Annotated in this window: 18 protein-coding genes; 14 read left to right on the top strand and 4 right to left on the bottom strand. The window is 43.5% G+C overall.

Annotated features, from left to right (window positions below; all coding sequences use genetic code 11):
- The first annotated feature begins 48 nt into the window (after window positions 1-48).
- Together ACFOHL_RS05420 and ACFOHL_RS05415 are read left to right on the top strand one after the other, a co-directional pair.
- Complete coding sequence (locus ACFOHL_RS05420) at window positions 49-2,835, top strand: hypothetical protein (RefSeq protein WP_376919183.1); 2,787 nt, start codon at window positions 49-51, stop codon at window positions 2,833-2,835.
- A gap of 97 nt (window positions 2,836-2,932) precedes the next feature.
- Window positions 2,933-5,575, top strand: a complete 2,643-nt coding sequence (locus ACFOHL_RS05415) for a TonB-dependent receptor domain-containing protein (protein WP_376919182.1) — start codon at window positions 2,933-2,935, stop codon at window positions 5,573-5,575.
- Between the two features lie 107 nt (window positions 5,576-5,682).
- On the opposite strand, the gene ACFOHL_RS05410 is transcribed toward ACFOHL_RS05415, so the two are convergent.
- A complete protein-coding gene (locus ACFOHL_RS05410; RefSeq protein ID WP_376919181.1) occupies window positions 5,683-6,417 on the bottom strand; it encodes a hypothetical protein in 735 nt (244 codons plus the stop codon).
- Between the two features lie 247 nt (window positions 6,418-6,664).
- Here ACFOHL_RS05410 and ACFOHL_RS05405 point away from each other — a divergent pair, with 247 nt between their 5' ends.
- The 7 genes from ACFOHL_RS05405 to ACFOHL_RS05375 all read left to right on the top strand — a co-directional run bounded on the left by ACFOHL_RS05405 (window position 6,665) and on the right by ACFOHL_RS05375 (window position 12,842).
- Window positions 6,665-7,432, top strand: a complete 768-nt coding sequence (locus ACFOHL_RS05405; protein WP_376919180.1) for a DUF3450 domain-containing protein — start codon at window positions 6,665-6,667, stop codon at window positions 7,430-7,432.
- A gap of 65 nt (window positions 7,433-7,497) precedes the next feature.
- Window positions 7,498-8,832: a MotA/TolQ/ExbB proton channel family protein gene (locus ACFOHL_RS05400; protein WP_376919250.1), complete on the top strand. Its 1,335-nt coding sequence runs from the start codon at window positions 7,498-7,500 to the stop codon at window positions 8,830-8,832.
- 12 nt (window positions 8,833-8,844) lie between these two features.
- Window positions 8,845-9,372 (top strand): MotA/TolQ/ExbB proton channel family protein, encoded by a 528-nt coding sequence (locus tag ACFOHL_RS05395; protein ID WP_376919179.1) that lies wholly within the window; start codon window positions 8,845-8,847, stop codon window positions 9,370-9,372.
- Window positions 9,373-9,396: 24 nt separating this feature from the next.
- Window positions 9,397-9,804 carry an ExbD/TolR family protein gene (locus ACFOHL_RS05390; RefSeq protein WP_284217461.1) on the top strand — a complete coding sequence of 136 codons (408 nt, stop codon included), beginning with the start codon at window positions 9,397-9,399 and terminating at the stop codon, window positions 9,802-9,804.
- A 3-nt stretch (window positions 9,805-9,807) separates the two neighbouring features.
- Window positions 9,808-10,413, top strand: coding sequence for an energy transducer TonB (locus tag ACFOHL_RS05385; protein WP_376919178.1), 606 nt, complete (start codon window positions 9,808-9,810; stop codon window positions 10,411-10,413).
- A gap of 16 nt (window positions 10,414-10,429) precedes the next feature.
- Entirely contained in the window at window positions 10,430-11,764 is a 1,335-nt protein-coding gene (locus tag ACFOHL_RS05380; protein ID WP_376919177.1) for a tetratricopeptide repeat protein, read from the top strand.
- A gap of 97 nt (window positions 11,765-11,861) precedes the next feature.
- A complete protein-coding gene (locus ACFOHL_RS05375) occupies window positions 11,862-12,842 on the top strand; it encodes an aldo/keto reductase (RefSeq protein ID WP_376919176.1) in 981 nt (326 codons plus the stop codon).
- Window positions 12,843-12,903: 61 nt separating this feature from the next.
- On the opposite strand, the gene ACFOHL_RS05370 is transcribed toward ACFOHL_RS05375, so the two are convergent.
- Complete coding sequence (locus ACFOHL_RS05370) at window positions 12,904-13,344, bottom strand: VOC family protein (protein WP_376919175.1); 441 nt, start codon at window positions 13,342-13,344, stop codon at window positions 12,904-12,906.
- 122 nt (window positions 13,345-13,466) lie between these two features.
- Between ACFOHL_RS05370 and ACFOHL_RS05365 the strand changes: the two genes are divergently transcribed.
- The 4 genes from ACFOHL_RS05365 (at window position 13,467) to ACFOHL_RS05350 (ending at window position 18,567) form a co-directional block, all read left to right on the top strand.
- On the top strand, window positions 13,467-14,519 hold the full coding sequence (locus ACFOHL_RS05365; RefSeq protein ID WP_376919174.1) for an aldo/keto reductase: 1,053 nt from the start codon (window positions 13,467-13,469) through the stop codon (window positions 14,517-14,519).
- A 95-nt stretch (window positions 14,520-14,614) separates the two neighbouring features.
- Window positions 14,615-15,730, top strand: coding sequence for a Na/Pi symporter (locus ACFOHL_RS05360; RefSeq protein WP_376919249.1), 1,116 nt, complete (start codon window positions 14,615-14,617; stop codon window positions 15,728-15,730).
- Window positions 15,731-15,859: 129 nt separating this feature from the next.
- Entirely contained in the window at window positions 15,860-17,806 is a 1,947-nt protein-coding gene (acs, locus tag ACFOHL_RS05355; RefSeq protein ID WP_376919173.1) for an acetate--CoA ligase, read from the top strand.
- A gap of 110 nt (window positions 17,807-17,916) precedes the next feature.
- Entirely contained in the window at window positions 17,917-18,567 is a 651-nt protein-coding gene (locus ACFOHL_RS05350; protein WP_376919172.1) for a response regulator transcription factor, read from the top strand.
- Window positions 18,568-18,592: 25 nt separating this feature from the next.
- Here the strand turns inward: ACFOHL_RS05350 and ACFOHL_RS05345 are convergent, their stop codons facing one another.
- On the bottom strand, window positions 18,593-20,509 hold the full coding sequence (locus tag ACFOHL_RS05345; protein WP_376919171.1) for a putative bifunctional diguanylate cyclase/phosphodiesterase: 1,917 nt from the start codon (window positions 20,507-20,509) through the stop codon (window positions 18,593-18,595).
- Window positions 20,510-21,005: 496 nt separating this feature from the next.
- On the opposite strand from ACFOHL_RS05345, the gene ACFOHL_RS05340 reads away from it, so the two are divergent.
- Window positions 21,006-22,157 carry a tetratricopeptide repeat protein gene (locus ACFOHL_RS05340; RefSeq protein ID WP_376919170.1) on the top strand — a complete coding sequence of 384 codons (1,152 nt, stop codon included), beginning with the start codon at window positions 21,006-21,008 and terminating at the stop codon, window positions 22,155-22,157.
- 77 nt (window positions 22,158-22,234) lie between these two features.
- Here ACFOHL_RS05340 and ACFOHL_RS05335 read toward each other — a convergent pair whose 3' ends face one another.
- A complete protein-coding gene (locus tag ACFOHL_RS05335; RefSeq protein ID WP_376919169.1) occupies window positions 22,235-23,074 on the bottom strand; it encodes an isopenicillin N synthase family dioxygenase in 840 nt (279 codons plus the stop codon).
- Window positions 23,075-23,104: the final 30 nt, after the last annotated feature.

Here is a 23,104-nt window from a genome sequence, read left to right as displayed (position 1 = left end):
CTTCTTTGCGTTTTTGTACTTAAAGCATAATTCTCATCGGAGACACGAATGAAACTCAACGGACTTTTTAAAGTATCTGCACTCGCAACCACTGTTGCTTTAGCTGCGTGTGGTGGAGATATCAATATTTCTGAAGGCGATATCATCGACAATAGTGACAATAGCGTCACCAACAATAATGGCGGCAATACTGATGCGCCTACCCCGACGACTCCTGATGAGACAAAGCCCGGCTCAGCGTCTGCTTTCTTATCTGGGCAGGTTTCTACTGCACTAGGAGAAAGCGTTGAAGTTCGCACTTTATCGGGGCGTATTTTGGCTGACGAAGTCAATGGTGGCGTAGTTCGCCTAACTAACGACACAGTATGGGCACTAGAAGGTCCCGTTTTTGTGGGCAACGATAAAGCGGATAGCGTAACGCTTGAAGTTGAAGAAGGCACGATTATTTTTGGTAGCCGAGGTGCAGACTACTTAGTAGTGAGCCGTGACTCAAAAATTGAAGCTCAGGGTACAGCTTCTGCTCCTGTAATCATGACATCGTTTAATGATGTTGTTGGTGACTCTGTTGAAGCTGGGCAATGGGGTGGCTTGGTTATATTAGGTAACGCACCTTCAACTAAATGTCCTCAAGATGGTTCAGATTGTTCATTGCAAGTTGAAGGTGTACAAGAGGGTGCGGTCTTCGGCGGTACTGATAGCGCAGACGACTCCGGCTCACTTAATTATTTTGTTATTAAATATGCTGGTTTCGAAGTTGCTCCTGACAATGAGTTAAACGGAATTACCTTTGGCGGTGTTGGTTCGGCTACAGATGTCAACTTTGTGCAAGTTCACGCAAATGCTGACGATGGTGTTGAATTCTTTGGTGGCTCCGTAAATGTTAGAAACCTTGTATTAACCGGTATTCAAGATGACTCTGTGGATTGGGACAACGGCTACAACGGTAAGCTCCAATACGTCTATATTGAGCATGCTTCTGACAACTCAGATGCTAACCGAGGTATTGAAGGCGATGGTGACGGCGGCGATGGTACTGAGTTCTCTAGCCCAATGGTCGCTAACATGACTATCGTAGGAAATACGTTTGACGGTGAAGATGATTCTGAAGGTGTGTTACTCAGAGACCAGACGGGTGCGCAAATCATGAATCTACTTATCACTGGCCCTGAGGGAATGGGTGAGTGTTTAGAAATGGATAACGACGCAACAGTCCAAGGGAATTTGACTGACGGTGGTATTACCATATCCAACTCTGTAATTGCGTGTGATGAGCCTTTCAATTTCAGTGAAGGTGACGTGAATTTAGAAACTTGGTTCACCGAAACACAAGATAGTAACCAACTGATAGCATTTGCTGACAGAGCAAATCTTGGTTTAAACATAGATGGCACTTTAACCAGTCAGAGTGACCTACTGACTGCTGGTGGTAACCCTGCAACATTAGACGCTTTCTTCGAAACCAATGAATTTGTTGGTGCCGTGGGTGAAGATGATTGGCGCCAAGGTTGGGCATTTGGCTTTGGTGGTGGCACTATTCAAGTCGTACAATCTCAGTCTGGTTGTCCCGCGGGCACGACTACATTACCTTCAGTGGACGGTAGCACTACGACTTGCGAAGTGACCGGTAGAATTACATCGAACCTAACGCTGACCGCTGGCAACCATTATGCTTTATCTGGTGCCGTATTCGTTGGTGGTGATAATGAGAACAGTGCTACTCTGACTGTTGAGCCTGGTGTAGTTGTATATGGAGCGTCTGGCAACGACTATTTAATTGTGAGTCGTGGTTCCAAAATTGAAGCAAATGGCACTGAATCTTCTCCAATTACCTTCACATCTAAAGATCATATTGCCAATGGTGTTGAAGCTGGCTTGGCAAACGGTAGTGCCGGTCAATGGGGTGGTATGATTATTTTGGGTAACGCGCCGTCTACGAAGTGTCCGCAGGATGGTTCAGATTGTTCTTTGCAGGTAGAAGGTGCTCAAGAAGGTGCGGTGTTCGGCGGTACTAATTCTGAAGATAACTCGGGTACGTTGCGTTTTGTGCGTGTAATGCATGGTGGATTCGAAATTGCTCCAGACAATGAACTAAATGGTATAACGTTTGGTGGTGTAGGTTCAGGTACTTTGGTTGAGTACTTACAAGTTCATAAAAACGCTGACGATGGTGTTGAGTTCTTTGGTGGTAGTGTGAATGCTAAGTACCTTGTTCTAACGGGTATCCAAGATGACTCTGTGGACTGGGACAATGGTTACAACGGCAAAATGCAATTTGTTTTAGTTAAACATGCTGATGACGATTCAGATGCTAACCGTGGTATCGAGGGTGATGGTGATGGTGGCGCAGGCACTGCATTCTCTAACCCTATGATTGCAAACATGACTGTTATTGGTAATACCTTTGATGGTGAGGACGATTCCGAAGGTGTGTTACTTCGTGACCAAACTAATGCTCAACTATTCAACTTCGTCATTACAGGGCCTGAAGGAATGGGAGAGTGCTTGGAGTTAGATTTGGTGGGTGATGCGACTTTACGCGGTAACGTAGACGGCACCAATGATCCTCAACTTAGATTTGAGAACTCTGTTATCTCTTGCCAAACAGAAGCAGTTAAAGATTCTGATGGTTTCGATACTAACGCTTGGTTCCTCGCACAACCAAATAATACGGTATTGACTGATGGTACTGCTGTTGTAAATGGGATATTTACAATTGATGCAACGCCTTCTGCGGACTTAAGTGCTGTGGATAGTTTCTTCTCTGACGTAGATTTCGTGGGCGCAGTAAAAGATGCTGATAACAATTGGACAGCTGATTGGACTGTAGGTCTTTAAGAGGCAATTAAGCCAAAAACGGCACGCCGCTGGAGCAGCGTGCCGTTTTTTTCGAATGAATATTCTACTTAAAGAGCAACAGTTATAGAGGTTAGTTATGTTTAAACCTAAACAAAGGTTTCCACTAAAACACATTTCATTTGCGGTTTTGACAGCAATATCTGTGAATGAAGTAGTCAATGCGCAAGAGGAAAATGTGATTGACGAAGTGGTAACCACAGGGACTCGTTTAAAGGGAACGGCTACAGCGGTTCTTGAAGAACGAAAAAATCAAGCTTTTGTTGCCGATATACTTGGAGCTGAGCAAATCTCAAGGACAGGTGATGGTGATGCGGCATCAGCTTTGCGCCGTGTAACCGGTCTTACTCTTGTTGACGGAAAGTTTATCTATGTACGTGGTTTAGGTGAACGATATTCAAGTACACAACTAAACGGATCGTCAGTGCCTTCACCCGATCCTACCAGAAACGTTATTCCACTAGATTTGTTTCCCTCGGATATAATCGAGAGCTTATCTGTGCAAAAGTCGTATTCCCCATCCATGCCTGCTTCTTTTGGTGGTGGTAACGTCGATATACGAATCAAAACTATTCCCACTGACTTAGTATTCAATGTATCGGTAGGTACGGGCTACAATACTGAAAATAACGAGAACGGACTCGGCTACAATGGCGGCAGTAATGATTGGCGCGGTCAAGACGATGGTAATCGAGCGGCGCCGCAAGCAATCGTTGACCGTTGGGCAAACAGAGACTTTCTGGATAGGTTACCACAGAATGAAGCGTTGGAATTGTTCTCTCAGGTTAAACGAGACTATGACCCTTTTGAAGAAAGTATTGGGCCAGACGGAAACTTTAACTTTACGCTGGGAAACAGCATCGATATTGATCATAAATGGAAGGCTGGTTTCTTGGTTACGACGGGTTACGATTCTGAGATAAGAGTGTCAGAAGAGTATGAACTACAAGAAGCCAATCGCGTACAAGATTCGATTGAACTGGTTAGATTCTTTGATGACATCAGATCCACAGAACGCACTGTCAAATGGTCAAGCCTTTTCAATGCAGGTATTGATTACAACAGAAATCACAGAATTGACTACAGCTTGATCGTTTTAAACGATACTCGCGATGAAGTACGAGAGCAGTTTGGTAACACGGAGAACTTAAGTCTCGCCGAAGGCGTTAGAATTCGCGATGCTGTTATCGAATACGAAGAACGCCGTTTGTTTACCAATCAGTTGAGAGGTGTTCACACTTTTCCTAGGTATAACTTCCTAGGATTTGATTGGCGATATTCTGTGGGGCGTTCTTATCGAGATGCACCGGGCAATTTTGAGTCTCGTTTTATTATTACTGATCAAAATGGTGATGGCGTGTTTGCTTTGGATGACGATGTTCGTTTAACCAATGCACCTACTGCCGGTCGTTATTCTTTCCAAATTTTGCATGATAGAGTAGAAAACTTTGGCTACAATTTCACGCTTCCACATACGCTAAACAATTGGGAGATGGAATTTAAGTTTGGAGCTGATTTCTTAGACAAAGCCCGTACTGCTGAGAATAGAAGGTTTGACGTAAGTACCAGAGCTTTGTCTGATAGCAGCTTGCTTGTTGGTACTCAGTTTGCAGATATTCTGAGTGATCAAGTTTTACAAACTGCTGAATTTTCACAAAATCCAATTATTCGTGATACAACAATTGCGGGTGATGACTATGCTGCAGCACAGCAAGTGGATGCCTATTATTTTGAAGCGGATTTATTCTTCAAGAGTAAGTGGCGATTTACGGGTGGGCTTCGCTGGGAAGACTTCCGTCAAGCTGTTGTACCCTTTGATCCGAGAAGCAATCAGATTGATTTACCTGACGAAGCAGATAGAAGTCAATTAGCTTTTCAAGAGGATGATATATACCCTGCTGTAGCGTTAACTTATTCATTGGACGATAGTATGCAATTTCGTGCAAGTATCGGACAAACAGTGGTGCGCCCAGATTTAAGAGAAGTGTCTAACACTACGTATATTGATCCCTTGACTGATTTTCCGATTCAAGGAACGCCGGGCGTACAAACTACGTCTATTGTCAACTATGACTTGCGTTGGGAATGGTATCGTGAAGCGGGAAATAACTTATCAATTGGTCTGTTCTATAAAGATATGGATGCGCCTATTGAATCTGTTCAATCTCCAGCTCAGGATGGTCCTCCACTTATCCGAATTGCTAACGCAGAGTCGGGTGAAGTATACGGTGTTGAGTTCGAGTTTTTACAAGGCTTAGAGGTTTTCGGACAGGGTGTGTGGGACAACATGTTCTTGTCAGGTAATATTACGTTGAGTGATTCAGAAATCGTCTTAGATCGGCAAGCAATCGTTGATCAAACTAGAGTGTCTGCTGCGATCACTAACACTACACGCAGGCTTACTGGTCATTCGCAATATGTAGCTAACTTACAATTGGGGTTTGACTCGGATAACGGTGAACATTCTGGCTCGCTAGTGTACAACGTTTTTGGTGAACGCATACTTATCGCTGGTATTGACGGTTTTGATGATAACTTTGAGAAACCTTTCCATTCTTTGGATTTAGTATACAAGTATTATCCAGATTTTAACCAAACGCTTACTTTCAAAGTACAGAACCTATTAAATCAAGAAAAGGAATTGGAATTTGAAGGCGTACTCTTGCGGTCTGAAACAAGGGGAGTAGGTTTTAGTTTGTCGTACAAGTACGACTTTAATTAACACTCACTTGATTTGTCAGTAAAGAACGCCGGTTTTACAAACCGGCGTTTTCTTATTTACTACTGTCTATTTTGTAATCTTTCATGCAAATGGGACATTGCGCTCAATCAAAACGAACGACTCACAAAAAGCGAAAAATTATTGTCCCGTGTTCTTGAAGTCAACCCGGCTAAGTATCGGGCTTGGAAATTTAGCTTACCAATTTTTCCGACGAGTTTAGGGCCAACTAAGTGGCGTTGATCATTGAAGTTGCCAAATTCACCGAATTCACCAAAGGTGTCGAAGAAATCCAAGCCGACTCTCATACCGTTTGCCAGGCCTTTGCTAATACTGGCGCGTGTCTCAAAGGCCGTGCGAGATGAGGCGGCATCGCTGTTAAACTGACGGCTGAATATCACCAACCCTCGGGTTCGCCACCCATCTTTAAAATCCCATTGGTTAGTCCATGTGACGAAGTAATCTTCAGGCAAATTGCTTCGCCGTGTGCGCACATCAAACCTGACTGCACTGGACCAGTAGCCGTTTGGTGCACGCTTTTTAAAGTTATAGAGTAATTCAGCCCTCAGCGAATCGTACTCAAAATTATTTACATCGCGATATTGCAAGACAATACGCGCGCGCAGGTTGTCGTTCAGGGCTTGTTGGTAGTGAAGGCGATGTGTCCAAGCATTATCTTGTTCTGCGTTATCGGCTTGCGCAAGCGAGGAGCGAAGCTCCAGTGTTTTGTCTTTGGGGTTAACGTTAGGGCCGTGCACTCCCCCTACGCTAGCAGCAACATTAAAGTAAACAAAAAGTGCACTCACACTAAGCAGGTACTTTAATTTTGATTTTACACTATCCATTTATGACTTATTTTTGAAAAGTAGTTTAACCGTTTTTATACATTACCACACTTCGTATGATCATAGTAAAATCAATGTATTACTAAAAACTTCAAAACGAATCATTCATATCTTAGTCCCCTAAACTATATGAATTTTTTGTGATGTGTCGTTCGCAATTTTAAACTGTAATATAAATGTCACAAAAAATTTCTATCCTCTGCGCGTTAAAAAATAAGTCCTCCCAAAAATTTAAGTAGGAAATTGTATGAAGGTGTTAGCTCCCCTCGGTGCTATCTTCTTAACAAGCGCATTGTCTTTTTCGACTATTGCGCAGCAAGAAGATCAGTATCTTGATTCTGCAAATGAAATTGCAACAGAAATTAATGCGTCAGCTGAAAAGACACAAACTAAAATAGATAGTATTTCAGAACAGATCGACAGCAAACTTCAGCAATACAAAAGCCTACTAAAAGAAATTGAAGGCCTAGAGGTATACAACGGCCAATTGAGAAAACAAATTGGTAATCAAGAGCAAGAAATGCGTGATTTAAACGCAGCGATTGACGAAGTCAGCGTGATAGAGCGTCAAATCACCCCCCTGATGATTAAAATGATTGAAGGGCTTTCTCAGTTTATCGAGCTGGATATGCCGTTTTTACCTGAGGAACGTGCAAATCGCATAGCTGATCTGACTAACCTTATGGATCAAGCGAGTGTTGCGCCATCTGAAAAGTTCCGTCGAGTGATGGAGGCCTTTCAAATTGAAATGGACTATGGACGCACTATCGAATCTTATGGTGGCCTAACTGATATAGATGGCGAGCCTACAGCTGTTGATTTTCTTCGAATTGGGCGCACGGCTTTACTTTATCAAACACGTGATCAAAGCCGACAAGGTGTATGGAATAAGCAAACCCGTCAATGGGAAGAGCTGGATTCGAGCTATCGTACACAAGTGACAAAAGCACTTCGCATTGCCAAGAAACAACTTGCACCTGATTTATTAATGGTGCCAGTCGCGATTACTGACTAAGGAATAACAAAATGAAAATGAAGTTGAATTCATTGGTCGGTAAGACCATCGCTACTGCGACAGCTATGATTTTTGCTTGTGCTGTGAATGCGCAAGAAAACGAGCGTGCAATCGACTTAGATGCCTTGTTAAAACAGCTTGAAGAAGGCAAGTTTGCACAGTCTCAGCAAAATGAGCAACGCGAAGCACAATTTGCTGCACGCCAATCAGAGCAGCAACAAATTTTGCGAGATACGGCTGCACTAAAAGCGCGAGTGCTAAATGAGTCAGAAAAGCTCGAAACTGAATTTGAAGAAAACGAGTTTAAAATTGCTGATTTAAAAGGTGCTTTGGACAATCGTTTAGGTTCGTTGAAAGAGTTATTTGGGGTATTACAGCAAGTAGCTGGCGACACCAAAAACAAATTTTACAACTCAGTGATTTCTGCTCAGATCCCGGGACGAGCGCAGTTTTTGGATGAAATGGCTCAGTCAATGGGTAACTCATCTAAACTTGCCTCGATTGAAGAAATTGAGCGTGTTTGGTTTGAAATCCAACGCGAGATGACAGAGTCAGGTAAAGTCACTAAGTTCACCACGGAAGTCGTCGAAGCGGGCGGCAGTAAAGTGTCAAAAGAGATCACCCGAGTCGGTCCTTTTGCCTTGGTTGCAGAAGGTAAATATCTCGATTACGACAGCGTAACAGAGACAGTTGCCGAATTAGTTAGACAACCTCAAGACCGTTTCCTCACGTCGATTGAAAATCTTGAGTCCTCAAATGGAGAACTGGTCGGTTTTGGTTTGGATCCTACAGGTGGCTCTATCTTAGGTTTATTGGTTCAAGCACCCAGCTTGAAAGAGCGAGTAGAACAGGGTGGTTTAGTGGGCTATATCATTTTGATCGTTGGTGCTTTTGGCTTTGTCCTTGCTATATACCGCCTCATTGCCTTGAGTATCACCCAAGCAAAAGTCAACAGACAGCTTAAATCTGATACATTCAAAGATGACAACCCGCTGGGCAGAGTCATGCAGGTGCGTGACAAGTACCCGCATGCAGATACAGAATCCTTGGAACTGCATCTAACCGAGGCGATTTTGGGTGAATTACCTAAGTTAGGTAGCTTCTTAACAATCATCAAAATTATCTCGGTTGTTGCACCTCTTATGGGATTACTAGGTACAGTTACCGGTATGATCATCACCTTCCAGCAAATTACCTTGTTTGGTACAGGCGACCCTAAATTGATGGCCGGTGGTATATCTACAGCACTTGTCACCACGGTACTGGGTTTGGTTGTTGCTATCCCTACGACCCTACTTTACGCCATCTTGAATACACGCAACAAAAACATCGTGTATATCCTCCAAGAGCAAGCTTCGGGCGTGATTGCAGAGCGAGCTGAGAAGACGGCTAAAAATTAATAGGGCGTTACAATGATTGAGTTTTTAGAAGCAATTCGCGATTTTACAGAAACAGGTGGCTATGTACTTGTGTACATAGGCGCGCTGATTTTCGTGATGTGGCTACTCATCCTTGAACGCGTTTTTTACATCAATACGACTCATGTTAAATATAAAAAGAGCCTGATTGCTCAGTGGAACGCGCGCAAAGAGCGCAGCTCTTGGAATGCTGAACAAATTCGCTCAGCGTATATATCCAGAGTGAGTCTAAAGTTAAACGCCGGTGTGCCCATAATTCAGGCGCTAGTCGCACTATGTCCTTTATTAGGACTCATGGGTACAGTGACGGGAATGATTGAAGTATTTGATGTAATGGCAATGACCGGCTCGGGCAATGCCCGTTCGATGGCTTCGGGAGTATCGAAGGCGACCATTCCGACTATGGCTGGAATGGTAGGTGCCTTGTCCGGTGTTTTTGCTTCAACCTGGTTAACAAAAACCGGTAAAACTGAGCGCATGCATCTTGAAGATGAATTGCAGCTTGAACGCGAGATTGGCTGATAGTCAGCAGTAAGGAAATAGACAATGAAACAACATTTTCAAAATTTAGTTGACGAAGAAGAAGCCAATATCGATATGACGCCCATGCTTGACGTTGTATTCATCATGTTAATCTTCTTTATTGTCACGGCATCTTTTGTTAAAGAAGCAGGTATCGATGTCAATCGCCCTGATGCAGCAACGGCGGTTAAGAAAGATCGAGCAAGTATATTGGTTGCGATCAGTGACAAAGGTGAAGTCTGGATAAATAAACGCAAGGTTGACGTTCGTGCGGTTCAAGCGAACATTGAGCGACTGTATGCTGAAAACCCGCAAGGTACGGTGGTTATCCAAGCAGATAAAAAAGCCACAACAGAAGTACTGATAAAGGTGATGGACTCAGCAAGAGCCGCAGGTATTGAAGACGTATCTATTGCTGCACAAGAGCCATAAGCCATGATTAGATTTGTAATCGCATTATTTTGTGCTGCTGCGATAACGCTTGGCTTATTCTTTTTAATGCAGTACCTAATTAAAACGGGTGGCGGCGAAATGACAGAGCCGCCTCAGGGAAAGGTACTGGATTTTGTGCGTGTTAAGCAAGAAGAGCAAGTCGAGCAAAAAGATCGCAAACCACGTAAGCCGCCAAAACCTGAAGAACCGCCTCCAGCTATGGAAGCACCACCGATGGAATCGAGTTCACCTGACGCGGCTGGTGGCGGAATGGACTTTTCTGCAGACGTGAGTGCGGATGTTGGTCTCGAAGGCGGCGTATCGCTTGGCGGTGGTGACGGTGATTTTGTGCCGATTGCGCGTTCGCAAGCCGTGTATCCCAGACGCGCGATGCAGCGAGGAATTCAAGGCTACGTTATTGTTGAATTTACGGTAACTAAGCTGGGAACGGTTAAAGATCCCGTGGTAATTAAAGCTGAGCCAGAAGGAATTTTTGAACAAGCCGCGATTAATTCTGTGCTTAGCTATAAGTACAAGGCGCGAGTGATCAATGGCGAACCAGTAGATGTAGCCGGTGTTCAGACACAAGTCACCTTTGAACTGAACTAGTCGAGAGGAATTAAAGATGAATAAATGCAATACATTTTTAGCTTCGACCATACTAGGAGGCTTGTTGTCAGGTCTGTTTAGTTTCAGCGGTGTAGTGACCATTTCTGCGTTAGTCACGTATAGCAGTGAACTACATGCTCAAGAAGAAAATACCGTAAAAACGCGCCGCGTTCCGACCTTGCGTGCCAAGGTGTACGAACAGTTATCACGCGCACAAACAGCAAGTGATGCAGGAAATACGGAAGAAGCAATAGCAATATTGGACGAGGTTAAGTCAAAAGCAAGCAGTATGAATGCCTATGAAATTGCGACTATGTACAATTTTTATGGGTTTATTTATTACAATGAAGAACGCTTCGACGACACCATTGCATCATTTGAAAAGGCGATTGAACAGAGTCCAATCCCCGTTGGCTTTGAACAAACTGCCTTATACAGCCTTGCTCAACTCAACATGGCGCAAGGTAATTTTGAAAAAGTGGTCGAATACCTAGAGCGTTGGGAATCACTCAATAGCGGTACTATTCCACCTAAAAACTTCGTACTCAAAGCGCAAGCGCTTTATCAGGGTAAAAAGTATGAAGAAGCAAAAACGTATATTGAGCAAGCCATTGCTGGACATGAGAACGAAGGTTATTTGCCGGACGAAAATTGGTTGGTGTTGCAACGCGCTATTTACTTTGAGTTAAAACAGCCTGAAAAAGTCAAAGATATAATTGCCAAACTCATTCGCCTGTACGACGAGCCCAAGTATTGGGTGCAATTGGCAGGGATGTACGGCGAGTTAGAGCAGCCTGAAAAGCAGTTGGCTACCATGGAAATAGCGTATCAACGTGGGTTTATTAGCAACGCAAACGATACCTTTAACTTGGCGCAATTGTATTACTTTAACGGTGTACCTTACAAAGGCGCAGCTCTTATGGAACAGGCTATCAAAGACAATATCCTAGATGAAAACTTACGCAACTTACGTTTTCTTGCACAGGCTTGGCAAGCGGCGAAAGAAAACGAAAAGGCCGTGCCTGTTTACGCTAAAGCAGCAGATTTATCTGATGACGGTGTATTAGATGCTCAACTCGCGTTGATTTATTTCAACTCTGATCAATATGATAAAGCGATTGCTTCTGCCACTAAGGCGCTAGAAAAGGGTGACCTACGCTCACCAGGCAATACATACCTAGTTTTGGGCTTATCTTTGTACAATCAGCGTAAGTTTGCAGAAGCTTTGGATACCTTAGCCAAAGCAGAGCAGTATCCCGCTACTCGAGCATCATCGAGACAGTGGCAACAATATGTTGAGAAAGAAAAAACTAATTTCGAAATATTGCAGAGTATGGAAGCTGCGCCTTAATATTGTTTGTTTTGCGTAGTAGTATACCTTGTTGGAAATGAACACAAGGTATACGACTCATGTTACGTCGTGTACTGTAATATTGAGGAAGTGGTAAATGCAGACTCGTAAGTTGGGCAAAAGTAAACTGAATGCTTCTATCGTTGGCCTAGGCTGTTGGCAGCTCGGCGGAGACTTCGGTATAGCCGGTCCAAATAACACCAAGAGTATTTTGGAAGCAGCGGATGACGTAGGTATATCTTTTTGGGATACCGCTGATGTATATGGTGCCGGCCAGAGCGAATCATCCATTGGCCAATGGACTTTAACTAACAACAAAGCGCGTACCATCGTCACTAAGTTGGGTCGCGATCCTTCCCTCTACCCCAATCAATACACAAAATCAGCGATGCGTTCCAGTATAGAAGTCTCTTTATCTCGCTTGCAAGTGGACGCTATTGATCTGATCCAGTTACATTGTATTCCGCCAGAATATTTACATGGTGACGCTGTTTGGCACTATTTAGAAGATTTTAGGGCAGAAGGCTTAATCAAGCACTATGGGGCAAGCGTCGAGAATATTAACGAAGGTTTATCTTGCTTGGATAAACCCGGTTTAAGTGCATTACAGATTATTTTTAATCTATTCCGACAAGATGCCATTCAGCGTTTACTACCTCAAGCAGCGGCGGCTGATGTAGGGATTATTGTCCGCTTACCGCTATCCAGTGGCTTGTTAAGTGGTAAGTTCAAGGCCGATACCGTGTTCGAAGAAAATGATCATCGTCATTACAACAAAGACGGTCAATTTTTTAACGTGGGTGAGACGTTTTCCGGCCTGCCATATACTAAAGCAGTGGAATTGGTTGACGAGTTAAAAGAACTGTTGCCTAAAGACGCGCCATTGGCGCAGTTAGCGCTTAGGTGGATTCTAGATCACCCCCAGGTGACGACAGTGATAGCCGGCGCAAGCAGCGCGCAGCAAGTGCGACAAAATGCACAAGCAGCGAGCCTTCCTTCTTTTTCTGAAGAACAGCATAACGCATTGTCTGCATTTTATTTTGAAAAGGTACGTGATTTTGTCAGAGGTAGCATTTAGCGCTTTGTCTGTTTTAGGCTAGGTGCATTCTACCAGTCGCCATTGTATGCAGGAACTGGCTTTACCAGCTCCCTGTATTTTCCATTTCACGCCATGGCGATTGTGGGGGCAACGCTTCCCCTTTTTGCAGTAACTCAATTGATATACCGTCTGGAGAGCGAATAAACGCCATATGTCCATCTCTTGGCGGTCGATTTATACAGATACCATTAGATTGTAAAAATGCACAAATAGCGTAAATATCATCAACTTCGTAAGCGACATGACCAAAATTTCTGCCATCAGCGTAATCTTCTGGCTCCCAATTATAGGTTAACTCAAGTAAAGGGGATTCACTGCTGGTGGATTGCTCGACATCATCAGGCGCGGCTAAATAAATTAGGCTAAATTTGCCCTCTTTACTTTCGTATCGTTTTACTTCTTGTAAACCCAATAAATTACAATAAAAGTGAAGAGAAGCGTCAAGATCTTTGACCCTGACCATGGTGTGGAGAAATCTCATTACAGACTCTGCTATTTGTTTTTTGTCGAGTATAAATAAGTTAATCATAAAAATAAAAGCGCAATTGATACATCACTACTTTGATCACGTATACTTTTGCTTAAAAAAGAAAGGACAAAACAATGAAGTACACGACATTAGGTAGTGCAGGTATCAAAGTATCTGAGGTTTGCTTAGGTACAATGACTTGGGGCATTCAAAATACGCAAGCAGATGCAGACGCGCAATTGGCATATGCACTGGAACAAGGCGTTAATTTTATCGATACTGCAGAAATGTATCCAGTGCCGCCAAACAGCGATACATATGGCGACACAGAAAGGATTATTGGTAATTGGTTGGGACGTAATGCAAGTAAGCGTGAAGATATAGTCTTGGCATCAAAGATAGCGGGCGCGGGTTTTGGCTATATCAGGGGTGGATCAAAATTATCAGGTGACACATTGCCTTTGGCTTTGGATGACTCGCTAGCACGACTGAACACCGATTATATCGATTTATATCAATTGCATTGGCCAAATCGAGCTACGCCTCATTTTGGTAAGCATTGGCCCAGTGATCTGACACATACACAATTTGATGTCGAAGCAGAACGCGATGACATGAGAAATATTGTGATTGCCATCGGTCAGGCTATTGATGCAGGTAAAATCAAGAATTGGGGCTTGTCGGATGATACTTGTTGGGGGATCCATACATATTTGAACATATGTAAGGAATTGAACGTACCACCTCCGGTATCGATTCAAAATGAGTTTAGTCTAGTTCACGCCAAAGATAGCCCTTACCTCATCGAGAGCTGCGTTTACGAAAATATTGCTTATTTACCGTGGTCGCCATTAGCAACGGGCTTGCTGACTGGAAAGTATCGCCATGGGGCTCGCCCTGAGGGGAGTCGTTGGACCTTGGTTCATCGCCATGGCCTTTTTAGAGATACTACAGAATCACAAGCTGCAGTGCTTGCTTATTGCGAAATTGCAGAGCGCTATGGTTTGTCTCCCACTACCATGGCCTTGGCTTGGTGTAAGCAAGTAGACGGCGTAAGCTCAACGATCATTGGCGCTACTTCGTTGCCACAATTGCAAGAAAACATTCAAGCTTTTAACATCGAATTATCGGAAGATTGTCTTCAGGATATTCGAGATGTATTAAAACAGTTTCCCATGCCGTTTTAATAAAATCGTCACAATTTAGGAGTAAAACTAGCACATAATCCTACAGGTGGTAGTTTATGAGCTCGTCTATCCAACAAGTGACGCCCATAACGGGCATGCAGACATGGCCTAAGCCATTTCGCTGGCTTTTGCTAGCGTTGTTAGTGTTGGCCATGCTAACCGCTGTGAGCTTGATAGGTGGTGGATTTAAGACGGCAACGCAAGACCACGCCAAGCAACTGTTTGAGTTTGCCTCTAACCCATTTATGGGCTTGATTATTGGCATGGTGGCAACAGCACTGATCCAGTCATCAAGTACCGTATCATCGGTGATTGTTGCAATGGTTGCCGGTGGTTTGCCTATTACTATTGCTGTGCCAATGATGATGGGAGCCAACATAGGCACCAGCATTACGAATACGATTGTGAGCCTAGGACACGTTAGCAATAAAGAAGAGTTTCAACGTGCGTTTAACGCCGCCACTATTCATGATTTTTTCAATATTTTCGCAGTCTGTATTTTTCTGCCGCTCGAAATTGCCTTTGGTTTGTTGGAGTCATTGAGTGGCCTTTTAGTTTCCGTGTTTTCCACTGGAGCAACAGCAGGCGTAGAAGGGTTTAACCCAGTCAAAGCCTTAACCTCACCATTTATCGATATGATCACCCTGCTGACGACTCAGCTGCCGGCTGTATACGACGGATTGGCTCGCATTATATTGGGCTTAGGCCTGATAGTTTTATCCATTACTTGGATGGGTAAAATAATGAAATCCCTGATGGTGGGTAAAGCACGCGAAATATTACAAAAGAGCTTGGGTAGAGGAGCCGTGTCCGGTATTACCTCGGGTACAGTTGTTACAGTACTTGTGCAGTCTAGTTCTACTACCACGTCTTTAATGGTGCCTTTAGTCGGGAATGGGATAGTCACAGCTCGATCAATATATCCATTTACGCTTGGCGCAAATATCGGTACCTGCATCACTGCGCTTATCGCTGCGCTATCTATTACCGGCCCGAATGCAGACCTTGCATTACAAATTGCCTTTGTTCATTTTTGTTATAATGTACTCGCGGTTGCTGTTATCTACGGTCTAGCCTTTATCAGAGAGTGGCCACCCCGATTATCCTATCAACTTTCACTCAAAGTCGCAGAGCAAAAGGTTTATGGCCTTGCTTATATTGTCGGCGTGTTTTTTGTTATACCTTTAGCTGCAGTGTTATTTGTTGCGTAAACAAGCGCTAGCCCTAAAAAATATTTGATATATGTAAAAATATAGTTAAATGAATCGGCTTGTTATGTAAAATGATTGCTTTACCCTGTTATTTAAAGAAGACAAGCTAGCGACAAAGGGAGAGTAACATTGAGCACTAAATTGTACCCAGTGCCAGAGGCACTGTTACAAGCACCGCAGATAAGTGATGCTGAATACAAACAAATGTATCAGTCTTCTATAGAAAACCCAGAAGCTTTTTGGACTCAACAGCTAGATAGGTTGGATTGGTTTAAAAAGCCTAGCAAAATCAAGAATACTAATTTTTCGGTTGATGCCTGTGATATTCGCTGGTTTGAAGACGGCGTATTGAATGCGAGTGTTAATTGTATTGACAGGCATTTGCCTGACAACTCTGAGAAAGTGGCCTTGTACTGGGAAGGTGATGAACCAGGCAATACACAAGAAATTACTTACCAAACACTCCATGATGAAGTCTGTAAATTAGCGAATGGAATGAAGTCATTGGGCATCACCAAGGGTGATCGCGTGGCGATTTACATGCCCATGGTGCCTCAAGCCGCCTATGCCATGCTTGCCTGTGCCCGAATTGGCGCGGTTCACTCTGTTATTTTTGGTGGTTTCTCGCCGAATGCCATTGCTGACCGGATTAATGATAGTACCGCCAAGCTAATTATTACTTGTGATGAAGGGCGCAGATCGGGAAGAATTATTCCACTAAAAGCTAACGTGAACGAAGCGATTGCGAATAACAAGTGCCCAAGCATAGAGTCGGTTTTGTGTTACGCACTTACCGGTAACCAAGATATTGAAAAGACAGATGTAGATGTTGATTGGCAGCAGCTAACAGAACAGCAGGCTAACACCTGTGAACCAGAGCATATGAATGCTGAGGATCCTCTGTTTATTTTGTATACATCAGGCTCTACAGGACAGCCCAAAGGTGTTGTGCACACTACAGGTGGGTATATGCTATATACCACCTTGAGCTTCAAATATGTCTTTGATTATCGGCAAGATGACATATTTTGGTGTGGGGCAGACGTTGGTTGGATAACCGGCCATAGCTACATGGTGTATGGCCCCCTATCAAATGGCGTATCTCAAGTATTCTTTGAGGGAGTGCCTACTTATCCTGATGTACGACGCATTGCGCAAGTTGTCGAAAAATACAAGGTCACTCAACTGTATACGGCACCCACCGCTATTCGCGCACTGATGGCGCATGGTGACAAACCGGCTGCAGGCTGCGATTTGTCATCTCTTCGCATATTGGGTTCGGTCGGTGAGCCCATCAATCCTGAAGCTTGGGAGTGGTATTATCGCGTTATTGGGCAATCACGCTGTCCCATTGTGGATACGTGGTGGCAGACTGAAACTGGTGGGATCATGATTTCTCCCTTGCCAAGTGCCACAGCGCTCAAACCCGGCTCAGCTACGCGCCCTTTATTTGGTATACAGCCGGCGCTGTATGACGCAGAAGGCAATGAGCTGGAAGGAATCAATGAAGGTAACTTAGTGATCAAAGATAGCTGGCCAAGCCAAGCAAGAACTGTCTATGGTAACCACGAACGCTTTGTTGAGACGTATTTTAGTACATACAAAAATGTGTACTTTACCGGTGATGGCGCAAAACGAGACGAAGATGGGTACTATTGGATCACGGGTCGAGTGGATGATGTATTAAATGTCTCTGGTCATCGCTTGGGGACGGCCGAAATTGAGTCAGCACTTGTTGCGCATAATAAAGTCGCCGAAGCGGCGGTGGTTGGGTATCCGCATGATATTAAAGGGCAGGGCATATACGTATATGTGATGCCTAATGATGGTGTAACACCGAGTGATGCACTGACGCAAGAACTACGCGAGTGGGTTAAAAAAGAGCTTAGCCCCATTGCAACTCCTGACTTGGTGCAATGGACGGGCGGCTTACCGAAAACTCGCTCTGGCAAAATCATGCGTAGGATCCTGCGAAAAATAGCGGCGAATGAACACGCTTACTTAGGTGATACCTCTACACTAGCCGATCCGAGTGTTGTTGAGTCTCTTATCGATAAACGTCTAAACAAAGCTTAAAATTTCACCAAAAGGTGGGGAACTCCCCACCTTTGTCTCATATATAAGCGTTTGCTAATTGGCTACCATAGCGTTCTTTGTTTATTTCCATAACGCTTGGCTAGCTTTTAATGAAAACCCTACTTATCGCGGATGATCATCCATTATTTCGAGAAGCGATAAAAAATGCATTAAATGACGAATACTGTTCACTTCACATTTTGGAGTCAGACAGCCTAGCATCTACGTTGAAAATGCTTGATGAGCATCGGGTCAATATGCTGTTTTTGGATTTATACATGCCCGATAGCAGTGATTTATACGGCTTTTTGCGCATCAAACAGCTTTTTCCTGATCTACCTATTGTGATTGTCTCTGCGACTGAAGATCTTGGCTTGATTGCCAAGTTAATTGCATTGGGCGCAAAAGGGTTTGTACCAAAAACATCGACATTGAGTGAAGTGTTGCAAGCGATTGAAGCGATACTGGGTGGTCAGGTGTGGCTACCGAAAGAAGTAGAACAAAAAACACGTGAACTAGAAGACGAGTTTACTGCGCTTGCCGATAAAATTGCGCGCCTTACACCTGCACAATATAGAGTGTTTTGTGGAATTGGTAACGGTTTATTGAATAAACAGATAGGTCATGAACTAAATATCGCCGAAGCGACCGTCAAGGCACATGTAACAGCAGTGTTCAAAAAACTGGGTATAAATAACCGAACACAGGCTGCGATGCTCGCGTCTCAATTAGACTTGGATGTCTCTGACCTTAAACACTAAGTTTTACTTCGTGCAGGAGCAATACTTACAGGGAGCATAAGCCATATTTTTCAGCATGCACTTTGTTCCAATTTGCTAATTTTTCAACTTTCATTGGTTTAGCAAACAGAAAGCCCTGAACATTTTCTACGCCAATTTCTTTTAAAATAGCGGTTTGTTCTTGAGTTTCCACGCCCTCGGCAATGACTTCATAAGACAATTCACCAGCTAAGTAGTTTGTGGCTTGAATAATGGCGCGACCGCCAGATTCAATCGAATCAATAAAGGTTTTGTCAATTTTAACCGTATTAGCAGAAAGGGACTGAAGCTGCGCCAATGAAGAAAACCCAGTACCAAAATCATCCAACGACACACTGATGCCCAAAGCTTGTAGTGCTCTGACTTTTTCGATGACCTTTGCGTTGTCTCGCGCAAACAAAGATTCCGTGATTTCAAGGCTTACTTTTTGGGGAGAAATCTCCGACTTGGCTAGTGCGCTTTCAATGAATGGGATGAACTCGTCATGCTCAATTTGCATGATTGATATATTAATGGAAATCGAAACATCGTCTTCAAAGCACCAGTTCGCCACATCTTTGAAAGCATGTTCGATCACCCAAATTCCAAGTTCATGAATTAAGCCATAGCTTTCGGCGATAGGAATAAATTCCATAGGAGAGATTACTTCGCCGTTTAACGACCATCTGAGTAACACTTCACAGGCGCGCACTCTGCCGTTTTGATTACTAACGATAGGTTGATACATCAAGAAGAGTTCGTTGTTATCAACGGCCGAGGCTAGAGCAGATTTTAGAAAATACTCGCGCTCCTGTTGCTGCAACATTGTTTGGTCAAATATTGCGATGTTGGCACTTCTTTTTTGCTTTTCTGTGTACATCGCAGCGTCAGCGCTAGCAATCAATTTTGACGATTGCGTGCTATGTTCGGGACACAAAGCAATGCCGATGGTTGCACCCACTGATACCTGCAGTTTTTCGTGGTCTATAGGAGAGGACAAAAGTGAAAGAAGCTTTTTCGCCCGTGTTACTGCCTCTTGCTCGTCAGTATCTCGGCAAAGCAGAATAAATTCGTCACCACCCCAACGGCAAAGCATATTTTCGGCACTTGCAAAAGCGAGGAGTCTATTGGCTACTTCGCGTAAAACAAAATCGCCTAGGTCATGACCATGAGAGTCGTTAATTTCCTTAAACATATCGAGATCGATAAACAGCAATGCAAGTTGACTATTGTTGTCGGCTGCGTGTTGTATCTCGTCTCTTAAGTGTTTTTCAAAAGCTTTGCGATTGTATAAATCGGTCAAGGGGTCGCGATACGATAAATTGAATATTTCTTCAGTTCGGGCTTCTACTTTTTTTTCTAGGTCTTGGTTAGCCTCGGATATGGTTTTGTTTGCTGCTTTCATATCGATGAGCAATGATTCATTCTCGTATTTTAGCTGTAACGCCGAGCGGGTAAATGCCGAAGATTTGATAGCCGTGGACAACATGATCACGAAAAATACTACGCCAAGACTGCCTAAAAGTGTTTGAAATGCCTCCCCTAAAAACAGCATACCCAGAGAAAAAGGCAGTAGCATCATGATCGAATAAGACATCGCTATATAGCGACTACCAGATAGCAAACTGACTGCACCACCCGTTAGCGCCGACACAACAACGATAGTGGTGGTCAATTCTTGGTATGACATCGTTGGCAGGAATGTTAACGCGTAAACTGCCCATATACTGCTACCAAAAGCATTACTAATGAAGAATCGACAGACACCCCGCTGCCCAGTTTGTGCCTTACCCATTCGTCTTGCGTGTTGCCACAACGAAACATCCAATAAGCGACCCAGAGTAATCACTAGCATACATGCCAACATCACCCAGCGCACAGGATCGACACCTTGCTCAACGTCAGCAAAATAGATCACTATTGCGAAAAAGGCGATCAAAGACACAACGATGCCATTAGTCGCATTGTCGTAAAGCAGATGGGCTGCTTCTAGCTGAATTTGTTTGTCCTTGATGCTAATTGCTCCACTCCTAATACTGCATAACGATTTTCGTTTTAAGAAGTTTGAAGAACACGTTCATTCTTATTGTGTAGCCAAGAGATAAAACCCTTGAGCTCGCTCGTGTCAACGCAAACTACCTTAACACCAATTGTACGACTCGGTGAGCATAAAATTTAGACTATAGTATAGTGCTTGAGAAAAGCAAAGGTATTAATTGCCATACGATTAACTAAATAAACATGCTTGATACGCCAATTTGAACTAAGTACAAGGATTTGTTTCTTAAAGTACACAAGCAAAGAAGACAAAGCCAATCTGGAAAGCAAACTACTTTAGTTTTAACGTTAATGGAATATTTTTACATTGTGAATATTTATTTGTAATTCCACTTGTGCTTGTCTAATATTTGAGTAGAGGTATGTATTTAAGAGGTAAATTTATGAGAAATGTCATTGTTTTCATAAGCGCTTTGTTACTACTCTCGGCCTGCTCCTCTACTTCTTTTTTGAGCAAGAATAAACCTGAACTTAAACAGGAAGCCTTTCCTTCCTACAGCAGTTACACCGTAGAAAGCCCTGAAGAGATTTTTCACCTTTCACAAGAAGCCATCGATTTCGTTGAGTTTGTCACACAAAGTGAAACCGATGATTTGGGACGCATGTCAGCACTGGTTTTTGCAATATTTGATCATGCTGGACTCAACTTAGGTTATACAGCCGATGCTAATACAATTGCATCTGAAACTTTCTACAACGGTGCGGCAAATTGCTTGTCGTTGACTGTGATGGCTTATTCTATGGCGGAATACTTGGGGATTGACGCACGCTTTCAAGATGTGCAAATCCCAGAGTTTTGGACGTTTAGGCAGGGGGCATCAATCATTAACCGTCATATCAACTTGCGTGTGAAAATGCCGACAAGGCGGCTAGGGCCATTGGCAAAAAACGGCGATCTTATCGTGGATTTTGATCCATCTCGGAATGCGAAAGAGTTTTCATCAGTAGAATTAAATAGGCGTCAAATTGTGTCGTATTTCTACAACAATAAAGGCGCAGAATACTTGATCAATGATGAGCGAGACAAAGCATTTGCCTATTACAAAGCAGCTATCGAGGCTGATCCAAGCAACGAGGGCGCTTGGTTAAACTTGGGCGTACTTTACAGTCGTAGTGGTTATTTGGATGAGGCAGAAGAAGCATATAAACATGCATTGTCGTTGAAATCTAACTATTTGTCTGCACTTGAGAATTTGGCTGCTATTTACGCCAAAACACAAAGAGAAGATGAGTCAAATAGCATAGATGCACGCTTGCATAAAAAGCGCTTAAAAAACCCTTATTATCATTCGATGTTGGCAGAATATGCTTTACTTGAAAATAGGCCTCAAGACGCGATTTCACATTTTAAGAAAGCCATTGCATTAAATAATAGGGCGCATGAATTCTTTTTTGGTTTGGCAAAAGCCTACTATGCAGTCGGTGATGTTGAACGCTCTAGTGACGCCCTAATAAAAGCCAGAAAGCGTTCAAATAATCGTCGAGTGAGTGAGCAATACTCTAAGAAGCTCTCCTTACTCGCTTATCGAGGTTAGCTAGTTGGCGCAAATATACAACGCATTCTAAGGCACCTCGGCAAGCAAACAAAAAGCAAATAGCAAGCGCTAGCAGACTAGATGACGCCTAGTTCTTTGAGGCGTTCTTGCAAATAAGACTCTGCCGTATAACGTTCAGACAAGACAACATCCGGTCGCGGATGCAAAAACAAGGGTAAAGATATACGGGCTTTCGTTACATCGGTGCCTTCTGGGTTGATCACGCGGTGAGTCGTGGAAGGAAAATAATTGCCCGATGCTTCTTGTAACATATCACCGATATTCACTATCAGATTCCCGAAATCAGAAGGTACGTCAAGCCAACTACCATCCTTAGCTTTTACTTGTAAGCCGGGCTCATTGGCCGCGGGTAAAATCGTGATGAGATTGATGTCTTCATGGGCAGCGGCTCTGATTGCGTCTGGCTCTTCGTCCCCTGAAAGAGGGGGATAATGCAAAACCCTGAGTAAGGTTTGCTCGCTTTCTTTAATCATATTCGATAGCGGTTCTTTGTAATGCGCGCTCACATTGTCAGGTGAGTAGGCTTCTATCCAGTTGAGAAGCTGCGAAGCAAGCGTTAATGTATCGCAATAGTAAGCATCGATTTCTTCCTTGAGATTTGCAGGACACTGACCCCATGGATAATAATGATAATATTCCTTAATATCCTTTTTCTTGAAGCCCTTGGCGACTTCAGATACCGCTTGTGGGAAAAAGCCGTCTTGGCTGCCTTTGTTGTAGTAAAATGCGTGTTTGTCTTCCGAATTAAAAAAAGCTTCCCAATTTGTATAAATACTGCTCACCACATCTTGTGATATTGGGTGGTTCTTTAACACGCCAAACCCTGTTTGTCTCAACGATTCAACAAAGTCTTGCGCTGCTGTTGGTGATTGATAATCAACTGCTTCTAATTTCATGCAATGTGCTCCGTAGAGCCAATATCTGGC

Source organism: Agaribacter flavus (assembly GCF_042646125.1).
GTDB classification, from domain to species: Bacteria; Pseudomonadota; Gammaproteobacteria; order Enterobacterales; family Alteromonadaceae; genus Glaciecola; species Glaciecola flavus.
The sequence above is the reverse complement of the archived record's forward strand: the minus strand, read 5'-3'. Positions and strand labels throughout refer to the sequence as shown.

Coding starts and splice junctions, on each gene's coding strand:
- ACFOHL_RS05420 (WP_376919183.1), top strand. CDS start 49: ATGAAACTCAACGGACTTTTTAAAGTATCTGCACTCGCAACCACTGTT.
- ACFOHL_RS05415 (WP_376919182.1), top strand. CDS start 2,933: ATGTTTAAACCTAAACAAAGGTTTCCACTAAAACACATTTCATTTGCG.
- ACFOHL_RS05410 (WP_376919181.1), bottom strand. CDS start 6,417: ATGGATAGTGTAAAATCAAAATTAAAGTACCTGCTTAGTGTGAGTGCA.
- ACFOHL_RS05405 (WP_376919180.1), top strand. CDS start 6,665: ATGAAGGTGTTAGCTCCCCTCGGTGCTATCTTCTTAACAAGCGCATTG.
- ACFOHL_RS05400 (WP_376919250.1), top strand. CDS start 7,498: ATGATTTTTGCTTGTGCTGTGAATGCGCAAGAAAACGAGCGTGCAATC.
- ACFOHL_RS05395 (WP_376919179.1), top strand. CDS start 8,845: ATGATTGAGTTTTTAGAAGCAATTCGCGATTTTACAGAAACAGGTGGC.
- ACFOHL_RS05390 (WP_284217461.1), top strand. CDS start 9,397: ATGAAACAACATTTTCAAAATTTAGTTGACGAAGAAGAAGCCAATATC.
- ACFOHL_RS05385 (WP_376919178.1), top strand. CDS start 9,808: ATGATTAGATTTGTAATCGCATTATTTTGTGCTGCTGCGATAACGCTT.
- ACFOHL_RS05380 (WP_376919177.1), top strand. CDS start 10,430: ATGAATAAATGCAATACATTTTTAGCTTCGACCATACTAGGAGGCTTG.
- ACFOHL_RS05375 (WP_376919176.1), top strand. CDS start 11,862: ATGCAGACTCGTAAGTTGGGCAAAAGTAAACTGAATGCTTCTATCGTT.
- ACFOHL_RS05370 (WP_376919175.1), bottom strand. CDS start 13,344: ATGAGATTTCTCCACACCATGGTCAGGGTCAAAGATCTTGACGCTTCT.
- ACFOHL_RS05365 (WP_376919174.1), top strand. CDS start 13,467: ATGAAGTACACGACATTAGGTAGTGCAGGTATCAAAGTATCTGAGGTT.
- ACFOHL_RS05360 (WP_376919249.1), top strand. CDS start 14,615: ATGCAGACATGGCCTAAGCCATTTCGCTGGCTTTTGCTAGCGTTGTTA.
- ACFOHL_RS05350 (WP_376919172.1), top strand. CDS start 17,917: ATGAAAACCCTACTTATCGCGGATGATCATCCATTATTTCGAGAAGCG.
- ACFOHL_RS05340 (WP_376919170.1), top strand. CDS start 21,006: ATGAGAAATGTCATTGTTTTCATAAGCGCTTTGTTACTACTCTCGGCC.
- ACFOHL_RS05335 (WP_376919169.1), bottom strand. CDS start 23,074: ATGAAATTAGAAGCAGTTGATTATCAATCACCAACAGCAGCGCAAGAC.